Genomic DNA, 15,798 nt, shown 5'->3' with positions numbered 1-15,798 from the left:
GTCCAGTACAAGTCCCGCTTTTGTCCGAAAACGTGCCGGATCTGGAAACAGAAGGGCGCGCGCTTGGCGCGCCATTCCGAACTCAGCGCCAGCTATGCGGAGCCCTCGGCGGCGTCGATCAATGATTGCAGGAAGATCGGGAGTAAATCGCCTTCATCGTCTACCTGGGATTCCAGCACAAACCGAGCTTTCATCGCGGTTTCGGCCATATTGTGCGGGCGGTACGCACAAATTGCATTTTCAAATTTGCTGAGCAGGTCGGATGCACAATCCGTTAGAGCTGAGGCATCGGCCACCAATATCGCTGTTTTTTCGAGATGCTTGGCGGCCGCAATTAGATCGTGCAGGCTCATGGCGCTCAACGCACCGTCTATCATCGTGGTGCCTGGGATGTTGGTCTCATCGGACTGGACTGGATAATTCATAGTGTTTCTCCGGTTTTGATACCTTGGTGGCTTTTCTATAAATCGTAACGGTGATACGATATATCTGGCCTTGATTATGTCAACTCAAATCGTAACCGAGTTCTGAAATGTTTCCTATTCAATGCAAGATGGCTCGTACGGCACTTGCGCTTGGAGTGCGCGATCTAGCGCATTTGGCGAAGGTTTCACCGGATACGATTGCTCGTTTCGAACGAGGTGACGCTTTAAGGGAGCGGACTGTTGAAAACTTGCAGCGCACCCTCGAAGCGGCCGGCGTCGAGTTCATTCCGGAAAACGGGGGCGGTGCTGGCGTGCGAATGGCTAAGCGTTCGTCTGAAGAGGGCAAGCGACCGGAGGATCTGGACGCTTCGAATGACGGCTAGTTCGAAGCGAGAGCTTCCAATCGACGCCGAAAGGTAGAGCAATATCTCGATCGGCTGTCGATTGCGATTGATCGTGGCGGGAAAGACGCTCACCTCTATCTGCCGCTGTACAAGCGGTTTGAAGATGAGATTGCGATGATGCAGGAGGAGAAATCCACCATGGATCGCGCAAAGGCACGCCTTACGCGCCTTCGACAGGAGAACAACCGACACGATGCCTAAACCTCGCCGAGCGCCGCTTCCAGATTCCTTGCCACCCATTGGCATCAACCGCGAACAGGCTGCAGCTTTTATTGGAATTAGCGCTTCCCTTTTCGACCAGCTTGTCCACGCCGGTAAAATGCCCGACGCTCGCGTGATCGCCAGCCGGTTGGTGTGGGACGTCTCGGAAATCGAGGAGGCTTTTCGAGCTATTCCGCACCGGTCTGAAAAAGTTGGCATTATCGAAGACGTAAATCCCTGGGATTGAGCGGCTACTCTTGGGCATCCCAAGTCGATGTGGGAGCTATCTTAGGCGGACATGTAGCCGCTGGCGCCATTGACCCGTGGAGTTATCGCCGTGCCACCGTGAGAGGCGGTTCTGTTCTCCGCGCCGATGCGGTGGACCGGTCGTTTGCTCGGCATCTTGTCACACCAATCGTAATGTGATTGGCGGCGGACGGACTTGGCTACGACATGGAGGAATAATGAAGGTCCGCAGTGCATTGGTAGGCGTTTTGGTTGGTCTGACGGTGGTGCCGGCGGCTGCCTTCAAGGTTGGATTTACCTATGAGGATGGCAGTGATGCGATCTTCGAGCATGACCTCAACACTCGTGAGGTGTTCGAGGCTACCATCTCCGGTGAGCTTGAATGGGCAGGCGCCAAGGGTAGCGCCATGGACGTCGCCGACCTTAAAGGGCTGGCGCATCCTCTCTACCCGAATGGCTCGCCGCAGGTGGATTATATCTGTGGTTGGGTGAAGGGCATCGGTGAGGTGACCGGCCGGGAGTTCAAGCGCTTCTACTACGTTCGCAGTGGCCCACATGCCACGATCGTGGACATGGCGAACGATTACCACGTCAAGATGCTGAAGGACCGCGGTTGTGGCCAGGTGCTTGGCTTGTAAGCTCGATGCTGACCTCATGGTTATGAGCCATGCAAATTACTGGGCTACTCTATCCTGCTGACACGGTGTTTTGCTTGTCGGTCAGCGACATGTGTGATTTCCTGCCTTGGTATTTCACAGCGAGGCTGGAAATGATTGATGGGTTATTCGTCATTCTGATCGGGGGATCATATTTTCTCGGACACTATGCCATTGCATTTTGGCTGACCATTTTTGCGATAGCGAACGGCGCACTGGCTGTAGCAAAAACGATTTCCAACCCGTCGTGGTACATTCAGAAGCGGGTTGAGGCTGGCTTGGACCCAGTCCTCGATATTAAGGGGCTTCTTCTGGCCAAAGCGGTTATCGTCGTCCCTCTGTGTATTGTGGCCTTCTATTTGGCTGGGCCGGCTGGATACAGATAGCTAAGTCATCCCCGCTTGTCGGCTGTAAGCATTGGTGGTTATGTGCCGGCGGGGCTAGGGGATTGGGGATGTGGGCGTCTGTTACTGAACCGCAAGCGATCATTATATCGGCGGTTCTAACAATTGTGGCGGCCGTCGTGGGCGTGCTGCTTGGCGCAAAGCTATTTGGAAACAGGGTGAGAGACCTCAATACCGCTCTGGCGGCATCGAACAAACTCGTCGTTGATCACAAGACGAAAGTCGACACATCGCTTGCCGACATTCGATCGACGCTTTTAAATTTCGAATCTTTGTTAAGCGCCACAACGAGCAATCTTGGCATCCTGAAAGGATCTTTGGAGGATATCGCCGACAAAACAGAAGTCAAAGGCGACACGCCGGCAAAAGAGGCAACGCGGGAGCAGTTACGTGACGACTGGGATGCTATACGAGGCCAAATCGAGACCCTCGCGGCCGCACAAACCATCGATGGGAGAACGCGTGCACGATACGCCCGCATGGATCGAAGGAAATATGCCGATCTGGTTGAAACCCTCGCAAGAGAGAAACAACTGGGCGACAGACCAGAAGATTTTGAAAAGGCCGCTGCAATTTGGGCGAAGTATCGAAACGGTAGGTCTCAACCTTCCAAGTCGGACGTTGCTACCATGGCCGATTTGAGAAAGGCTTTAGTCCCCGCTGTGGATGACGATTTAATCCGATAGCTCGGCACGCTGCCAGCCTCTACCGCGAGACTAGCGCCTCTTAAAAGCGAGAAGATGCAACCGCTGCCCGACACACACGTTGAGGTGCTGGCGTCAAATTTGAGGAGGCATTCGATGTCTGTAAAATCACTCATATTCGCGTCGGCTCTAGCAATCGCCGCATTTGGATTATCCGGCTGCGTCAGCGAGGATGGACCTTATAGATCCTACCAAGGCGGATACTATGATGCCGGCCCTGTGTTCCTCGGTGGCGGTTATTACAGCGAGCATCGAATCTACCGCCCGCGGTATCGTTCATATGATCACCGCCGTCATTCAGCGGACAGGCATGTTGTCTCGCATCGAGACAGGTCACATCGTGTCCAGCGGCGGCATTCAGTCGGCAACCATGCCGTCCCGCACCGCGACAGGACGCATCGCGTGGAGCGACGCCATAACCGCAAGATCTATCCAGACATGTAACGGGGGCGGAGAGACTAACCAGAACTCGCCAACGACGCATCATGAGTGTACCGCTATGATGGCGGGCCGGAAGCGCACTCCGATAGACGTACGATCACTGGCGTCTTTCGTGCCGCCAACGCTCGAATCGGCTATGCCAAGGCATGCAGGAAACGTCCCTATATGGTCCGGTAAAGCGGTTCCTTGACAGTCTGGGTTTCACCGTCAAGGGGGAAATTGGTAGCTGCGATATCGTTGGACTTCGCGACGGGGAGCCGCCCGTGGTGGTCATCTGCGAATTAAAGCTCCAGTTCAATTTGGAACTGATCCTGCAAGGGGTAGATCGCGCTGCAGCATGCGATGAAGTCTGGCTGGCTGCCCGCATGTCGGCGCGTGGAAAGGGTCGTGAGCACGACCGTCGTTTCCGCGCTCTCTGTCGCCGTCTCGGCTTCGGCTTGCTCGGCATCGGTGACAATGGTGCGGTGGAAGTGTTGCTCAGCCCGGTCGCACCGCTGCCGCGGCGAGATCCAAAGCGGCGGTCGCGCCTTGTCGACGAACATCGCCGCCGGCGTGGCGATCCTGTGGCTGGCGGCGGCTCGCGCGCGCCGATAATGACCGCCTATCGCCAGGACGCTTTGGCCTGTGCCGCCGCGATGGTGGGCGGCCCGAAGCGCCCGCGCGACCTCAGGGATATTTCACCTCGGGCTGCCAAAATCCTGCTGCACAACGTCTATGGATGGTTCGCGCGGGCTGAACGTGGGGTCTATGGATTGACGGAAGCAGGTCATGCCGCCCTGCAGCGCTGGCCGCAAGGGAACATTGCTTGAGGTAACGCTGTCACCCCGCTGCGGCCAAGCTGCTGATATCCATTGCGAGTCGCGTTGTAACGCCGGACGTTCTTGGCCACAAAAGATGGATACAAACGGTGAGGACCAAGTAAGTAACCTAATATTCATCATATCTGCGCACCCTAACTTCGGGGAAATGGGGTGCGGCATGAAAAACCAACTGTGGTTTGGAGATAACCTAACGATCTTGCGCGAAGAGATTGACGATGAAAGTGTCGACCTCGTTTATCTTGACCCTCCATTCAACAGCAATGCCAATTACAACGTCCTCTTCAAGTCGCCAACTGATGATGCGGCAAGTGCTCAGGTGGAAGCTTTTCGAGACACTTGGACATGGGGTCCAGAAGCTCAGTGGGCTTCCGATGAAATCATGCAGGCGGGCGGTAGCGTTGCGTCGATTATTCATGCCCTTCATGCGGCTCTCGGCGAGAGTGATATGATGGCTTATTTGGTGATGATGGCTCAGCGCTTGCACGAACTCCGGCGCGTGCTGAAGCGCACTGGCAGCCTGTATTTGCATTGCGACCCGACGGCGAGCCACTATCTCAAGATCGTTCTGGACGCGGTTTTCGGACCCGAGCGGTTTGCGAACGAAATTATCTGGCAGCGAAGTACTGGGAAATCCCTGATGAGCCGCCGCCTTCCGACAAACCATGACGTTATTCTCAGTTTTGAGGCGTCATCTGGCCGGACCTGGAACGGTGACCAACTGTTCGATCCTTACGATCTCGACAACCTTCCTCCCAAAATCGCTGAAAAGTACACCGGCGACGATGGTGACGGACGCCTCTACCAACTCGCTGACCTTCTCAACCCAAATCCCGACAGGCCAAACCTTACGTACGAATTTCTAGGGATGACGCGTGTATGGCGTTGGTCGAGAGAAAGAATGCAAGAGGCTTTCAAATCTGGGCGAATATACCAAGCCGGGCCCGGCAAGGTGCCGCGATTTAAGAGATACCTCGATGAGATGAGAGGTATGCCGCTTGGTGATGTATGGACTGATATTCCACCACTCAACTCTCAAGCCCGTGAGCGTCTTGGCTATCCGACACAGAAACCGGTGAAACTGCTCGACAGGCTTATCCGCGCCGCGACCAACGAGGGTGATGTAGTTCTGGATCCCTTTTGCGGCTGTGGCACGACAGTTGCCGCAGCGCAGGCGACGGGCCGTCGGTGGGTCGGGATTGACGTTGCATATCATGCCATCCGCGTCATCGAGGACCGACTGGCCGACATGCCAGGGAAGGTCGAATACGATCTCGGGGGCATTCCTCGTGACTTTGCGAGCGCCGCTCGCCTGGCGGAACGCGATAAATATCAGTTCCAATGGTGGGCGAATTATCTCGTTGGCGTACAAGCGCTTAAGGAGATCAAGAAGGGGCCGGATCGCGGGATCGACGGGCAGATGTATTTCATGAACGGGCCGCGCGGCTGGGGACGTATCCTAACTTCGGTGAAGGGAGGCCAGCATGTCGGCACAAAGGATGTTCGAGAATTCAAGTCCGTCATTGACCGCGAAAGGGCGGAGATGGGACTTTTCATCTGTTTGCGCGAACCTACGCGAGATATGAAATCTGAGGCGGCTTCGTTTGGTTTCGTGGATACGGCACATGGGCATTTGCCGCGGTTGCAGATTGTCTCGATAGAGCGATGGTTCAACGGTGAGCGGCCAGTAACCCCGTCGCTTGGGCACGTTTCTCGTGAATATTTTCGCCAGGCGCCGAAACCGGAAAAGGCATCAAAACAGAGACGCCCGGATCCGGGGGCACCGGAGTTTCCATTCAGCTTTGTCGGCGACAAGAAGGACAGCGTCGTTCACTTCAACCCGACGGTGGTGCACAAACGATCGGGCACCGGTTCATTGTTATGAGAAAGGCGCGGCCGAAGCCGCGCCCCTCCGTTCACTCAGCCGCGGCGAGCTCACCGTCGCGACCCAAGAAATTGCATGGGTCGCCCAGATTTACGCAACCCTCCAGTTCGATAAAATGGTCGCCGGTTGAGCCACTCTGGCGACGGTATTCTTTCTCAGCGTCGAAAGCGTCTTTTCCCTCCGGCGTGTCCGTTCGAAGGGCAACCTCGGCAGCGACGGCGGCGTCCGCCGCCAAGCTCGGAACGTTGTGAACCCAACGTCTGCCACAGATGATGGGCGTCCCAAACTCGTCGGCCTGATAGGCGAAATGCTTGGTGGCAAACACCTCGACATCTTCGAGACCAGGGCGCGGGGGCTGTGGTGTAGGTTCTGGCTCTGGTGCGCGGTCGACAGCAGCAGGGGTGCCGGCCCGCTTCGCAGCGGCTCGGGCGCGCAATCTGTCTGACAGAAGCAACTTTGCGGGATTTCGTGCTGCGGCGGGCAGCGCCTCCTCGACGAATGTCTGCGGGACAGTCTGGTCAAGGCTGAATAGGCGTTGCAGAATGTGCGTTCGGCCCCGCGCTGAATCCTGAGCCTCGAATGCATCTGGCGCCGCAGCAAACAAGCTTTCTGCGAGAATCGCTGCCAAGATCTCATTCCGATTGTAACGATCAGCGTTGGAGCGAGGATGACCTAACGGGCGGGCCCAGGGCCTACTCTCGACCACCGCCAAGCCTTCCGGCATGCGCGCCAGATAGGCTGTGCACGCCTTGCTGATTGCCGCTGTAGCGGTGGCAATCGCTGGGGCAAATTCCCGGTCAACGAAGTCGGCCAGAGCTTCGTCGGCGTCGGCGGCTGTGTCCCTTTCTGCCTGGTCACGTGCAGATATAAGCGCGGAACGCAGTTCGATAAGCTGCTCGTCTGCCTCCGTCATCGATTCTGTGATCGCCTCTAGGTGATCGCGGGCAATCGAGACGGGGTGACGAAGTTCGGCGGGTGGATCCAGGGTCGGGTTGTCGCGGACGAATGCGCGCATCGTCGTTTTGTGCTCGGCGAGCAACTGCTCGACGATCGTTTTCTTCTTCTCGAGCTCGGCACGCTGGGCTTCGAATTGCGCGATCTGCTTTTCAATTTTTGAAATAGCGGTCTCTTTTTGGAATGGATTTTTCATTTTGGTGCTCGCAGTAGGGTTGAAGGGGTGGTGAGAGCCGGCCCGAAGGCCGGCCCACAATTCATGCGGCGCTGCGGCTGGCGGCTTTCACGGCTCCTGCCCAACCAGACTTTGCGGCCTCGCCGGAGCCGACGGCATTCGGATCGGCATTGAGGCCGCGGTGGGCGTGAGCCGCTACCTTGGCCCAGCCGTCGTCAGCGACGGTCTTGCCGGCCGCCGGCGGATCGGTGCGCTGCGATGCGGCGTCGAGATCGGCGCCGACGGCGGCGAAAACGGCGTTGGCCAATTCCGCGTCGATGCCGGTTTCGTGTGCGAGAAACGCGGCCAGGCTGGGGGTACGTTTCCCGGCGGCGGTGATGGCTGCGATCCGCTGTTGTTCTTCAGTGCTCATTTTTGTCTCCGATGCCCTATGACTCTGGGGCAATTTGAGGTTAAAAAACCGATCGGATAGTCTGATCGGGCTCGTTATCCTTTTTCGGGCCTCCCGTGACCGCGCACACGGATGGACGCCGCTCCTGCCAGGGCGGCGTTCTTCGTCTGATTTGATGGCGTTGGTCATGCAGTACCGTCCTGGCTGCCACCATTCATGGCCTGCCAAATAAGCCGGTTCCGCATCTCGCTTTCGATTCCGGCGCGGTAAACACCAACCTCGGTGGAAATTTTGGAAGGGCTAATACCGAGGCGCTGCAGCCGAAGCCGAAGTAGCCCGACCTCTAGTTGAAGCCTTGTGCTCTGACGCTTCGGTGGTAGAGCCAAGATGTCCGCTGCTGCGTCGCGCATGGAACCGACCATTCTTTCGGACGGAAACGCGAACAGTTTTGCGCACGGCACCCCCTGCTGAAGCTGTAGAATCGGGAAAAAATCTAATTGAGTTCCCGATCCTGCAAACGGCTTAGTACGGGCATTCATCGAGTTCGATCTCCCCTGTGGGCAGAATTTTGAAGAGCTCAGAAACATCAGTGTCAACATCTCGTGCTGAGAGGCGAGCACCTTCCTGGAGGATCTCTTCCACCGTGTAGACATGATCCTCGTGATAGATGGTTTTGCCGACGCGATACTGGAGTTTCGGCTGAGACGCGCCCGCCAGGGGCGCGTCATCTCCCACTATGGTGCTACCTTTGATCGTAGAGCGAGGACCGAATGGGCGCTCTGAAAGAGCGCCATCTATCTCTATACTCTTATCTCTATATGCGTCTGCATCGGTTATCTTTTGTTTTTGCTTGTTTTTTCCCCATCTCTCCGACGAATTTTCACTCGCTTTTTTTGATTTTTCCTTCCGGTGATCGACTTCGTCCTGAACCTCTCCATTCCAAAGTCCAGCGCTCTGACGAACGATAATCCGTTCCTCCACGAGCATCCCGAGAACTTTCTTGAAAAGCGCCTCAGTCGTGCCGCAGGACCTCGCCAAGCGCCTGTGATCTTCAGGAAGTGGCTCACCTCGCTGCTGCATCATGACAAGCAGATCGATCCAAATGCCTTTTTCCGCCGGCTTCCATCCTCGAGTTTTTGTCGTCCACTCCGACGGAAAGAACCGGAAAAACCAAAGTGCAGTTTGGCTTGTCTTTCCTTGATGTTGGGAATACGTTCCTGTCTTACCCTGATGATCCATATTTACCGGCGCGGCTGTTTCCGCAGCCGGCCGGCCTTGTCTCGCGACCGCGCTCATGTCGTTAGCCTCCCGCATCTGCAACGGAAACGAGCCCGCCCCAGCTTGCTGGTTGGGACCTTCACCGTAGCGGAATGGCCGCACCGGCAAGTCACCTTGCGGGTGATGGTGCCGGCCGCCGCCAAGGCGGCCTGGGCCTCGGCGCGCAGTTCAGATTTTGGGGTGCGTCGTTTGGGCGGCCCGAAAACTATGCCAGCGCCGTCGATGCTCTCGGCTCCCTGACGCGCCATGCGCTGCTGATCGCGGTTCTTGGTCCAGTCGCGGCCCGCGCTCATGTCTCCCTCGATCGGATCAGATTTGCCTGGCGAATTGTTTGGCAGGATTCTTTAGCTGACAGCCCAAATTTTTCGGCCAAGAGCGGGACCACCGGGCGATCGGTGCGCGGCGAGGCCGCCAGCCAGGTGGCCGCTTCGGCGATAACTTCGGGGGCGACCATCAGGCCGCCCTCTCCGCAGTGGAAGCGACAGGCTTTGAAAGCCGCTGCTCCGCCCACTCGTCCAAGTCTATCGGCCGATACAGTGGGATTCTGCCTGCGTACTGCATAACGGGTCCACCGCCCACGGTGGCCCACTTGTTCAGTGTCGCCACGGCAACCGGAATCCCGTGCTTTTCCCTGAGATATCCAGGCACCTCTGATCGGCGCATGCGAGGTCTATCGCTCGTCGTCATTTTAATGTCTCCTCTAGATCATCGCACAATGTGCGATTACTGGATAAAATGAGAAAACAGTGATTAAGTCAAGAAAATAGTAGCACGGAGTGCGATCGTGCACGAAAAGCAAAATGGCTAAACCAACGCGCGTTAGAGACTATGATCAGTTTGTTGTCAGGCTGCCGGACGGCATGAGAGAACGCATTTCGCAAGCAGCTGATCACAATGCCCGCTCCATGAATGCCGAGATAATTACTAGGCTTGAGCAAACGTTCGACCCGTCAATGATCAGCGAGGAAATAGCTGATCAAATCGAGGCTCTGCATCAATGCGAAACCGCGCTCGACAAAAACCGAGAAGATTTAAACAAAGCCAACGAGATCCGTGAGCTGCTCGGAAAGTACGTCCAGTCAACGGAGAGACAGAACGAAGCCCTGCGCAAGGCCGGCCTGATTTCAGAACAGTTAGTGATCGAGTTCGCGCACGCGATTTCAAGGGCCGCCGAAGGCGAGCTAGACGAACTGCAGAGATTGGTCGAGCGTGAGAAGTCCCAGCCGACGCTCAAGAAACTGGTGACGGTCTGGTCGATTGTCCGCGAAGATTAAGCCCGCCGCGGCATCTCCAGCACCTTCGCCGTCGCGCCTGTCATCTGCCGATAAGCTTCCCCGCATACCTTGTTCGCAGCCGCAACCAGCACACTATCGAGGCGGTGGACATACTTGCTCGTGACGGTGCCGCCAGCATGCCCGAGCATCGCCGCGATGGTGCTATCCGCAAACCCGAGGTCGCCAGCCACAGAGGCGAAACTGTGGCGCATTGTGTGGGGCGTGACGCCCTCTAGGCCCGCCCGTGTCATGAACCGCACCCACGCCCCTGCCAGCCCGTTGTAGTGCCTTAGGCCGCCCATGCGCGTGGCAGGGAGGACAAACGGGTTTCCCGAAACGCGCTGCGCCTTGCGGAGCACGTCGAACGCCTCACGCCCTACAGGCCGCACCGACGGGCCGCTCTTGCTGTCTTCCAGCCTGAAGCAACCGCCTGCCTCGTCGACCTCTTCCCAGCGCAGCGCTGCTATCTCCCCAAGGCGGCATCCGGTGAGCGCCAGCAGCCATGCGCCGGTGACGGCTTGTGGCGTATCGTATTCCGCTTCCGTCCCGCTCAGAGCCTTCCCTAGCGCCTTGTATTCGTCAGGCAGCAGTCGGCGCGTCCTGACACCATCGGCGGGCAGCTTGACGCCCAGCGCCGGGCTGGTGGGGATTATGCCCTCGTCAACGGCATAGGTCAGGATGCCGCCCAGGAGGCCCGTGGTGCGCGCTGCCGTGCCTGTGCCGCCCTTTACCTCAACCCGAGCGCCGTTCACGCCTGAGCGGTCCTTGCGCGCCGTCTTGCCGGCTGACACGTCGCGCATGAACTTGGTGATGTCCGCACGGGCGAGGTCGATCACCAGCCGGCTTCCGAGCAGCGGCTTGATGTGCCGGGCGATCCTGCCGCGATCCACTTCGATGGTGGATGCCTTCTTGGGCAGGTTCTTCCGGCGCCCGAGGATCAGCCCCTTCTCTGCCGCCTTCATGTACTGGTCGCACAGTTCCGCCACGGTGAGCGATGCCCGGCGAGTCTTCCGCTCAAGCAGCGGATCGCCCTTCTGGAGCACTATTCCGCCAAGGGTTTCGATCGCAAGCTTGCGGGCTTCGTCAGCGGTGATCGTGCCGTGGCGGCCGATCGTCATGCGCCTTCGGGCACTGTCGACGCGGTAGTCAACGAAATAGGTCTTGGCACCGGAAGGCTGGACGTAAACGCCGAACCCCTTCAGTTCCGAACACCAGACGGTGTATTGCTTTTCCCGAGGAAGCGCGGCGTCCACGATCTTCTTGGTGAGTTTTGGCACAGCGAAAGGCCCTCGGTGAGTGTCAACTCACTGTATGCTCACCACGGCGCGGGAAACAAGGGCAATGTGACGACAAGCATGGAAAGCCGTAGAGAGAACAAATCCCTTGTCCTGCAACGGCTTGGAAAGGATCAGCGAACACCGGCAAGCGTGGCCATAGATGGTGACGCCGCCCAAGGAAGGCAGCCATTACGATTTGCCGATCGCGCTCGGCCTGATGGCCGCACTCGGCGCTATTCCGGGCGACATGCTGGCCGGCTATGTGGTGCTCGGCGAATTGTCGCTTGACGGCACTACCGCAGCTGTCGCCGGCGCGTTGCCGGCGGCTATCGGGGCCAATGCCGAAGGAAAAGGCCTGATCTGTCCTTTCGCCTGCGGGCCGGAGGCGGCGTGGGCAGGTGCCGACATCGACATTCTGGCGCCGCGCAGCCTGATCGCCATCGCCAATCATTTTCGCGGCACGCAGGTGCTGTCGCGGCCGGAGCCCGGCATGCATGCATCCGCCAGCGACCTGCCCGATCTCGCCGACATCAAGGGCCAGGAAACGGCCAAGCGCGCGCTGGAGGTGGCGGCTGCCGGCGGCCATAATCTCTTAATGGTTGGCTACATTAATTTTCAAGAGGCCAAAGGACTCCGGCATGGGCTGGCGGGCTGACCAGGCATACGAAGACGCGCAACGGGAGGGCTTGCAGCGCTAGTGGAAGGCCTTGACGTGGGCAGAAAATCTCGGCTGGGAAGTCAGCATATCACCCGACCGACTAGCGCACACTCAGCTTCTGGTACGTGGTCAGCCAGTTCGATGTATCATGCGTAGCAAGTGACCCTTCGGCGAGCTAGCACGAGCACGCTGTACTTGGCGGCGTTGGTCCCCTAGTCTCAGTTACGTAACTATCCAGAAGCGGTTTGATCTAGCGATGTCGCAGATATGATTGCCTGAAACTCGCGGAGAATTTCCGCGTGATGCTCACTGAGGTAACGCTTGATTTCCACATTGCCGACCATGCGGGTCAAGTAACCTGACGCGATAACCAGATGCAGGATGTCGTCGCCATAGGACTCCTCGATTTGTTTGAAGTCCCGGTGCAGCGAGGACATTTCGCGTTCCATGCGGGCCATCTGCTCGCTTGTCATGCCGGGGATTTTCTTTGGCTTGTCTGGATGAGCCAAATCCTCCTGACGCGTTGCGGCCAGAAGGGCCTTGGCATAGCTCGTGGTGAAGTTCCCGGCCGTGGTCATCAACTCGACCGCCTCGAACTGGCGTAGCGGCTTCATCTTTCGCAAGGCGTCGAAGGTGGTCGGATTCACCGATTTGTCTTTCAGAAGCTCAACCGCTTCAGGGCAAATGCCATCCAGCAGTGTCCGTCGGCGTTTGATTGCGCCAATGTCCAGATCCAGCGCGCGTGCGAGTTTTTCTTCGGAAACGCCATTCTTGATCGCGCGCAGGAGCATGAAGTGTTCCTGCACAGTGGCGAGGCGGTTTATCCGCTTGTTGTGCGTGAAGGCTTCATCATCGTTGGAAACGAGGCATGGCACGGCTTCAGCGCCGAGCTGGACGAGCACCGTATAGCGAATGTGGCCATCAAGAAGGAGGAATTGCTGATCTGCGCCCTTGAGATAGGCGACAGAAATCGGCTCGATGATGCCAATTTCTTCAACGGACCTTGCAATTCGACGATACTTCACCGTGTTTTTCAGCGCCTCCGAGATGACCTTGCGCGGCAGGATGGAGGCGGTCGGCAGCATCTTGACCGTGTCTTCGAACGCGGTGCGTATTTGTTCGCTCATGACCGTACCTCCGGACCGAGACGCTCCGCGAGAGGCGCAGGGATGGTGTTCATGGCTTCGGCGCGAAGCAGCGTCACGAAGTGATCATCGGCCAGAAGACGCTTGAGCGCGTTGACCACGAACAGCAAGCGGCTCTGGGCTAGCGTTGCCTTCCGAACAAGCAGCTTCTGGCGTTCCGTCTCTTTGTGGTATGCGCGAATGAGCGCCGCGGCTGTTACCTGCTTTCGCGCGCTTTGCGGGGCGCGACCGATGGCATGAAGCGTCTTTCCCGTCAGATTTCTCTGGTCGACGATTTTGCGGATTGCCAGAATCTGATTGCCAGGAAGCGTTTTCTGCTCGTAGGCATCGGCCAGGGCTTTCTGGACGTCGGCTTCCTTGGCGCGGGCGATCTCCATCGCGATGGATGGCGGGATGATGCCCTTCTCTACGCCGGTCAGTAGTCGCTCTTCCCCATGGTCGAGCAGATAGCAGATGGCATAGACGTACTCGTCGCTGAAGTCGGTCTTCGCTGCAATTTCGCTGATTGAGTATCCCCGTTCACGCAGGCTACCCATCTCCCGCACCATTTCGAGCGGGGAGTGCTGGCGCCGCGCAAGGTTCTCGACAAGGCTCATCACGTAACAATCCTCGACCGATGCCTCGATAATGATCGCCGGGATTTCGCTTTGTCCCAGTTCGATGAAGGCCTCTAGCCGCCCCTGGCCGCAGACGAGGTCATAGCCGTTCCCCTCGCTATTCCGGCTCACTGTGATCGGCTTCTTCAGGCCCAGATGCGCAATGCTGGTCACCAGTTCCTGGAAAATCTTCTTGTTGCGGGCGCGTGGGTTGATGACCTTCACGTCGGCGATGGGGATACGGCGGATTTCACGCTCTTCGTTCCTGCTGGTCATGCTGCCCTCCTGAGAGTTCGGCGTCGCGTCAGTTCAAACAGGGGTTGAAGGGTTTCGAAGCGGTAAGCATCGAAATGCAGGCCGTTTTCCTCGGCCAGCCGGATGGCCCCCTGAGGAAAATCGAGACGGGGAAAGAGATAATAGTCGGCGGCCACCGCATTGGAGGCGTCCATGCGCACCGCCACTGTTAAGTCCGGTTTGAGGCCGGTATCGAAACGTAGCTTCCATCGCGAGGACCCGGCATGCGTTGAAAAGCAGCGGGAGATAACGACCGAAAGGGTGAATTCGTGATTGACCCAGAGCAGGTCCGTCTCGTCGTCCTGTTCGATGGACCCGCCGGCTTCTTGAATGCCTGAAATGACCTGTTGGACGAACTCCGGATAAAGGGTACGGAGGCGCCGATTGATCTCCAGGTATCTATAGTCCCGCGCGGGGGTGAAGCCGATGAGCGCATAGGCGCGGATAAGGCTGCCGAAACGGTGTCGATAGGCACCGCTGGATGGCATATCATCCTGTTCATCGATGATCAGCGCCGACAGCCAACCGTGCGCAGCAACTAGTGCTCGAAGGCGGTCCAGCATCTCCTGGTCACTGAAGTGCCGATTCCGATCGTCGATAATGAGGCGTGCGGCTTCGAACAATTCCGCGCTTACGATCGGTGTGAAGACGCCGATCGCCCGGACCAGAAGATCAGGCGGATTGCGCACCCGTTGCAGCTTCAGCTTGTACGACACCCGATTGAAGACATTGTTGCCGATATATTTCTCATTGGTTAGAAGCTGATGGATCGTACCGCGAGACCAAGGGCGGTCCAAATCGGTGCGAATTCCTTCATCGTTAAGCAGATTCGCGATTTCGCGTTCGGTGCGTCTGCCTTCGACAAAAAGGCGGAAGATGCGATTGACCGTCGCAACCTCCTCGTCTGGACCAGGGACAAGGATCACACGGTCCGTCTGAAGGCTCTTCCTTTCGCCGAAATTGAGCACTGTTTTAGGAACGCCGTTTTGGTCAATCATCAGGCGGCGTAGCCCGTATCCCGCCATGCCGCCTTGCCGGAACCCTCGCATGACGTGCATGCACTGGCCCGCAAACACCTTATTCGACAGATCGCGGCTGTATTCGCCGGCCATGGCGCGCTTCATGTTCTTGAGAACGGTCGCGACCAGGCTGCCGTCGTTCTCGAACTGCTCGGCGCAGTACTGCACGCCGATGCCGGCCCGCTTGCACAGGTGCTCCAGATAGGCGCCCTCGTCGGCGTCCTGGAAGCGGCCCCACCGACTGACATCATAAACCAGGATGAGAGAAAAATCGGACTCGCCGGTGACAACGTCGCGGATAAGCTTCTGAAGGGCCTCCCGTCCGTCGACCTTCAGGCCACTCTTTCCTTCGTCGGCGTAAGTCCTGACAATATCGATGCCGCGGCCTTCAGCGTAGCGACGTATTGCTTCTGCCTGATATTCGGTAGAATAGTTCTGATGCTCGGTGGACATGCGAACATACTGCGCAGCCCGTATCGGACGACGTTCCTCGTTTTCGGAACCTGATCGACCCTCGTCCGTCACGTCGTGCACCTCTCGGGGCAACTGTTCT

General features: G+C 57.7%; 18 protein-coding genes and 1 pseudogene. 9 read left to right on the top strand and 10 right to left on the bottom strand.

Annotation, left to right across the window (positions count from 1 at the left end):
- Window positions 1–92: 92 nt before the first annotated feature.
- A complete protein-coding gene (locus ACX3P0_RS19415; protein WP_459091054.1) occupies window positions 93–425 on the bottom strand; it encodes a hypothetical protein in 333 nt (110 codons plus the stop codon).
- Window positions 426–532: 107 nt separating this feature from the next.
- On the opposite strand from ACX3P0_RS19415, the gene ACX3P0_RS19410 reads away from it, so the two are divergent.
- The 7 genes from ACX3P0_RS19410 (at window position 533) to ACX3P0_RS19380 (ending at window position 6,184) form a co-directional block, all read left to right on the top strand.
- Entirely contained in the window at window positions 533–808 is a 276-nt protein-coding gene (locus ACX3P0_RS19410) for a helix-turn-helix domain-containing protein (protein ID WP_459091052.1), read from the top strand.
- Between the two features lie 214 nt (window positions 809–1,022).
- A complete protein-coding gene (locus tag ACX3P0_RS19405) occupies window positions 1,023–1,277 on the top strand; it encodes a hypothetical protein (protein ID WP_459091051.1) in 255 nt (84 codons plus the stop codon).
- A 217-nt stretch (window positions 1,278–1,494) separates the two neighbouring features.
- A complete protein-coding gene (locus tag ACX3P0_RS19400) occupies window positions 1,495–1,914 on the top strand; it encodes a hypothetical protein (protein WP_459091049.1) in 420 nt (139 codons plus the stop codon).
- A 29-nt stretch (window positions 1,915–1,943) separates the two neighbouring features.
- On the top strand, window positions 1,944–2,318 hold the full coding sequence (locus ACX3P0_RS19395; RefSeq protein ID WP_459091047.1) for a hypothetical protein: 375 nt from the start codon (window positions 1,944–1,946) through the stop codon (window positions 2,316–2,318).
- Window positions 2,319–2,386: 68 nt separating this feature from the next.
- The gene (locus ACX3P0_RS19390) at window positions 2,387–3,022 is read left to right on the top strand and encodes a hypothetical protein (protein WP_459091045.1); all 636 of its coding nucleotides are present in this window, start codon (window positions 2,387–2,389) and stop codon (window positions 3,020–3,022) included.
- A 605-nt stretch (window positions 3,023–3,627) separates the two neighbouring features.
- Window positions 3,628–4,290 carry a DUF2161 domain-containing phosphodiesterase gene (locus tag ACX3P0_RS19385; protein ID WP_459091043.1) on the top strand — a complete coding sequence of 221 codons (663 nt, stop codon included), beginning with the start codon at window positions 3,628–3,630 and terminating at the stop codon, window positions 4,288–4,290.
- A 169-nt stretch (window positions 4,291–4,459) separates the two neighbouring features.
- Complete coding sequence (locus tag ACX3P0_RS19380) at window positions 4,460–6,184, top strand: DNA methyltransferase (protein WP_459091041.1); 1,725 nt, start codon at window positions 4,460–4,462, stop codon at window positions 6,182–6,184.
- 31 nt (window positions 6,185–6,215) lie between these two features.
- On the opposite strand, the gene ACX3P0_RS19375 is transcribed toward ACX3P0_RS19380, so the two are convergent.
- From ACX3P0_RS19375 to ACX3P0_RS19355, 5 genes are all read right to left on the bottom strand, one after another.
- Entirely contained in the window at window positions 6,216–7,334 is a 1,119-nt protein-coding gene (locus ACX3P0_RS19375; protein ID WP_459091039.1) for a hypothetical protein, read from the bottom strand.
- Window positions 7,335–7,395: 61 nt separating this feature from the next.
- Entirely contained in the window at window positions 7,396–7,725 is a 330-nt protein-coding gene (locus tag ACX3P0_RS19370) for a hypothetical protein (protein ID WP_459091037.1), read from the bottom strand.
- 164 nt (window positions 7,726–7,889) lie between these two features.
- Window positions 7,890–8,243 (bottom strand): DUF6074 family protein, encoded by a 354-nt coding sequence (locus ACX3P0_RS19365; protein ID WP_459091035.1) that lies wholly within the window; start codon window positions 8,241–8,243, stop codon window positions 7,890–7,892.
- Window positions 8,227–9,000 (bottom strand): DUF1376 domain-containing protein, encoded by a 774-nt coding sequence (locus tag ACX3P0_RS19360; protein WP_459091033.1) that lies wholly within the window; start codon window positions 8,998–9,000, stop codon window positions 8,227–8,229. The genes ACX3P0_RS19365 and ACX3P0_RS19360 overlap by 17 nt, the downstream gene beginning before the upstream one ends.
- Window positions 9,001–9,271: 271 nt before the next feature.
- Entirely contained in the window at window positions 9,272–9,436 is a 165-nt protein-coding gene (locus ACX3P0_RS19355) for a hypothetical protein (protein WP_459091031.1), read from the bottom strand.
- Between the two features lie 346 nt (window positions 9,437–9,782).
- Here ACX3P0_RS19355 and ACX3P0_RS19350 point away from each other — a divergent pair, with 346 nt between their 5' ends.
- Window positions 9,783–10,256, top strand: a complete 474-nt coding sequence (locus ACX3P0_RS19350; protein WP_459091029.1) for an Arc family DNA-binding protein — start codon at window positions 9,783–9,785, stop codon at window positions 10,254–10,256.
- Here the strand turns inward: ACX3P0_RS19350 and ACX3P0_RS19345 are convergent.
- On the bottom strand, window positions 10,253–11,533 hold the full coding sequence (locus tag ACX3P0_RS19345) for a tyrosine-type recombinase/integrase (RefSeq protein ID WP_459091027.1): 1,281 nt from the start codon (window positions 11,531–11,533) through the stop codon (window positions 10,253–10,255). The genes ACX3P0_RS19350 and ACX3P0_RS19345 overlap by 4 nt on opposite strands.
- A 172-nt stretch (window positions 11,534–11,705) precedes the next feature.
- On the opposite strand from ACX3P0_RS19345, the pseudogene ACX3P0_RS19340 reads away from it, so the two are divergent.
- Window positions 11,706–12,137: pseudogene (locus ACX3P0_RS19340) on the top strand (magnesium chelatase domain-containing protein); the annotation flags it as partial.
- Window positions 12,138–12,421: 284 nt separating this feature from the next.
- Here ACX3P0_RS19340 and ACX3P0_RS19335 read toward each other — a convergent pair.
- The 3 genes from ACX3P0_RS19335 to ACX3P0_RS19325 are packed head-to-tail and all read right to left on the bottom strand — an operon-like array spanning window position 12,422 to window position 15,770.
- On the bottom strand, window positions 12,422–13,318 hold the full coding sequence (locus ACX3P0_RS19335; RefSeq protein ID WP_459091025.1) for a plasmid partitioning protein RepB C-terminal domain-containing protein: 897 nt from the start codon (window positions 13,316–13,318) through the stop codon (window positions 12,422–12,424).
- Window positions 13,315–14,208: a plasmid partitioning protein RepB C-terminal domain-containing protein gene (locus ACX3P0_RS19330; RefSeq protein WP_459091023.1), complete on the bottom strand. Its 894-nt coding sequence runs from the start codon at window positions 14,206–14,208 to the stop codon at window positions 13,315–13,317. The genes ACX3P0_RS19335 and ACX3P0_RS19330 overlap by 4 nt, the downstream gene beginning before the upstream one ends.
- Complete coding sequence (locus ACX3P0_RS19325; RefSeq protein WP_459091021.1) at window positions 14,205–15,770, bottom strand: recombinase family protein; 1,566 nt, start codon at window positions 15,768–15,770, stop codon at window positions 14,205–14,207. Before ACX3P0_RS19325 ends, ACX3P0_RS19330 begins: the two co-directional genes overlap by 4 nt.
- Window positions 15,771–15,798 lie beyond the last annotated feature (28 nt).

This window comes from Mesorhizobium sp. A556 (assembly GCF_054489545.1).
This window is presented reverse-complemented; position numbering and strand designations above follow the sequence as displayed.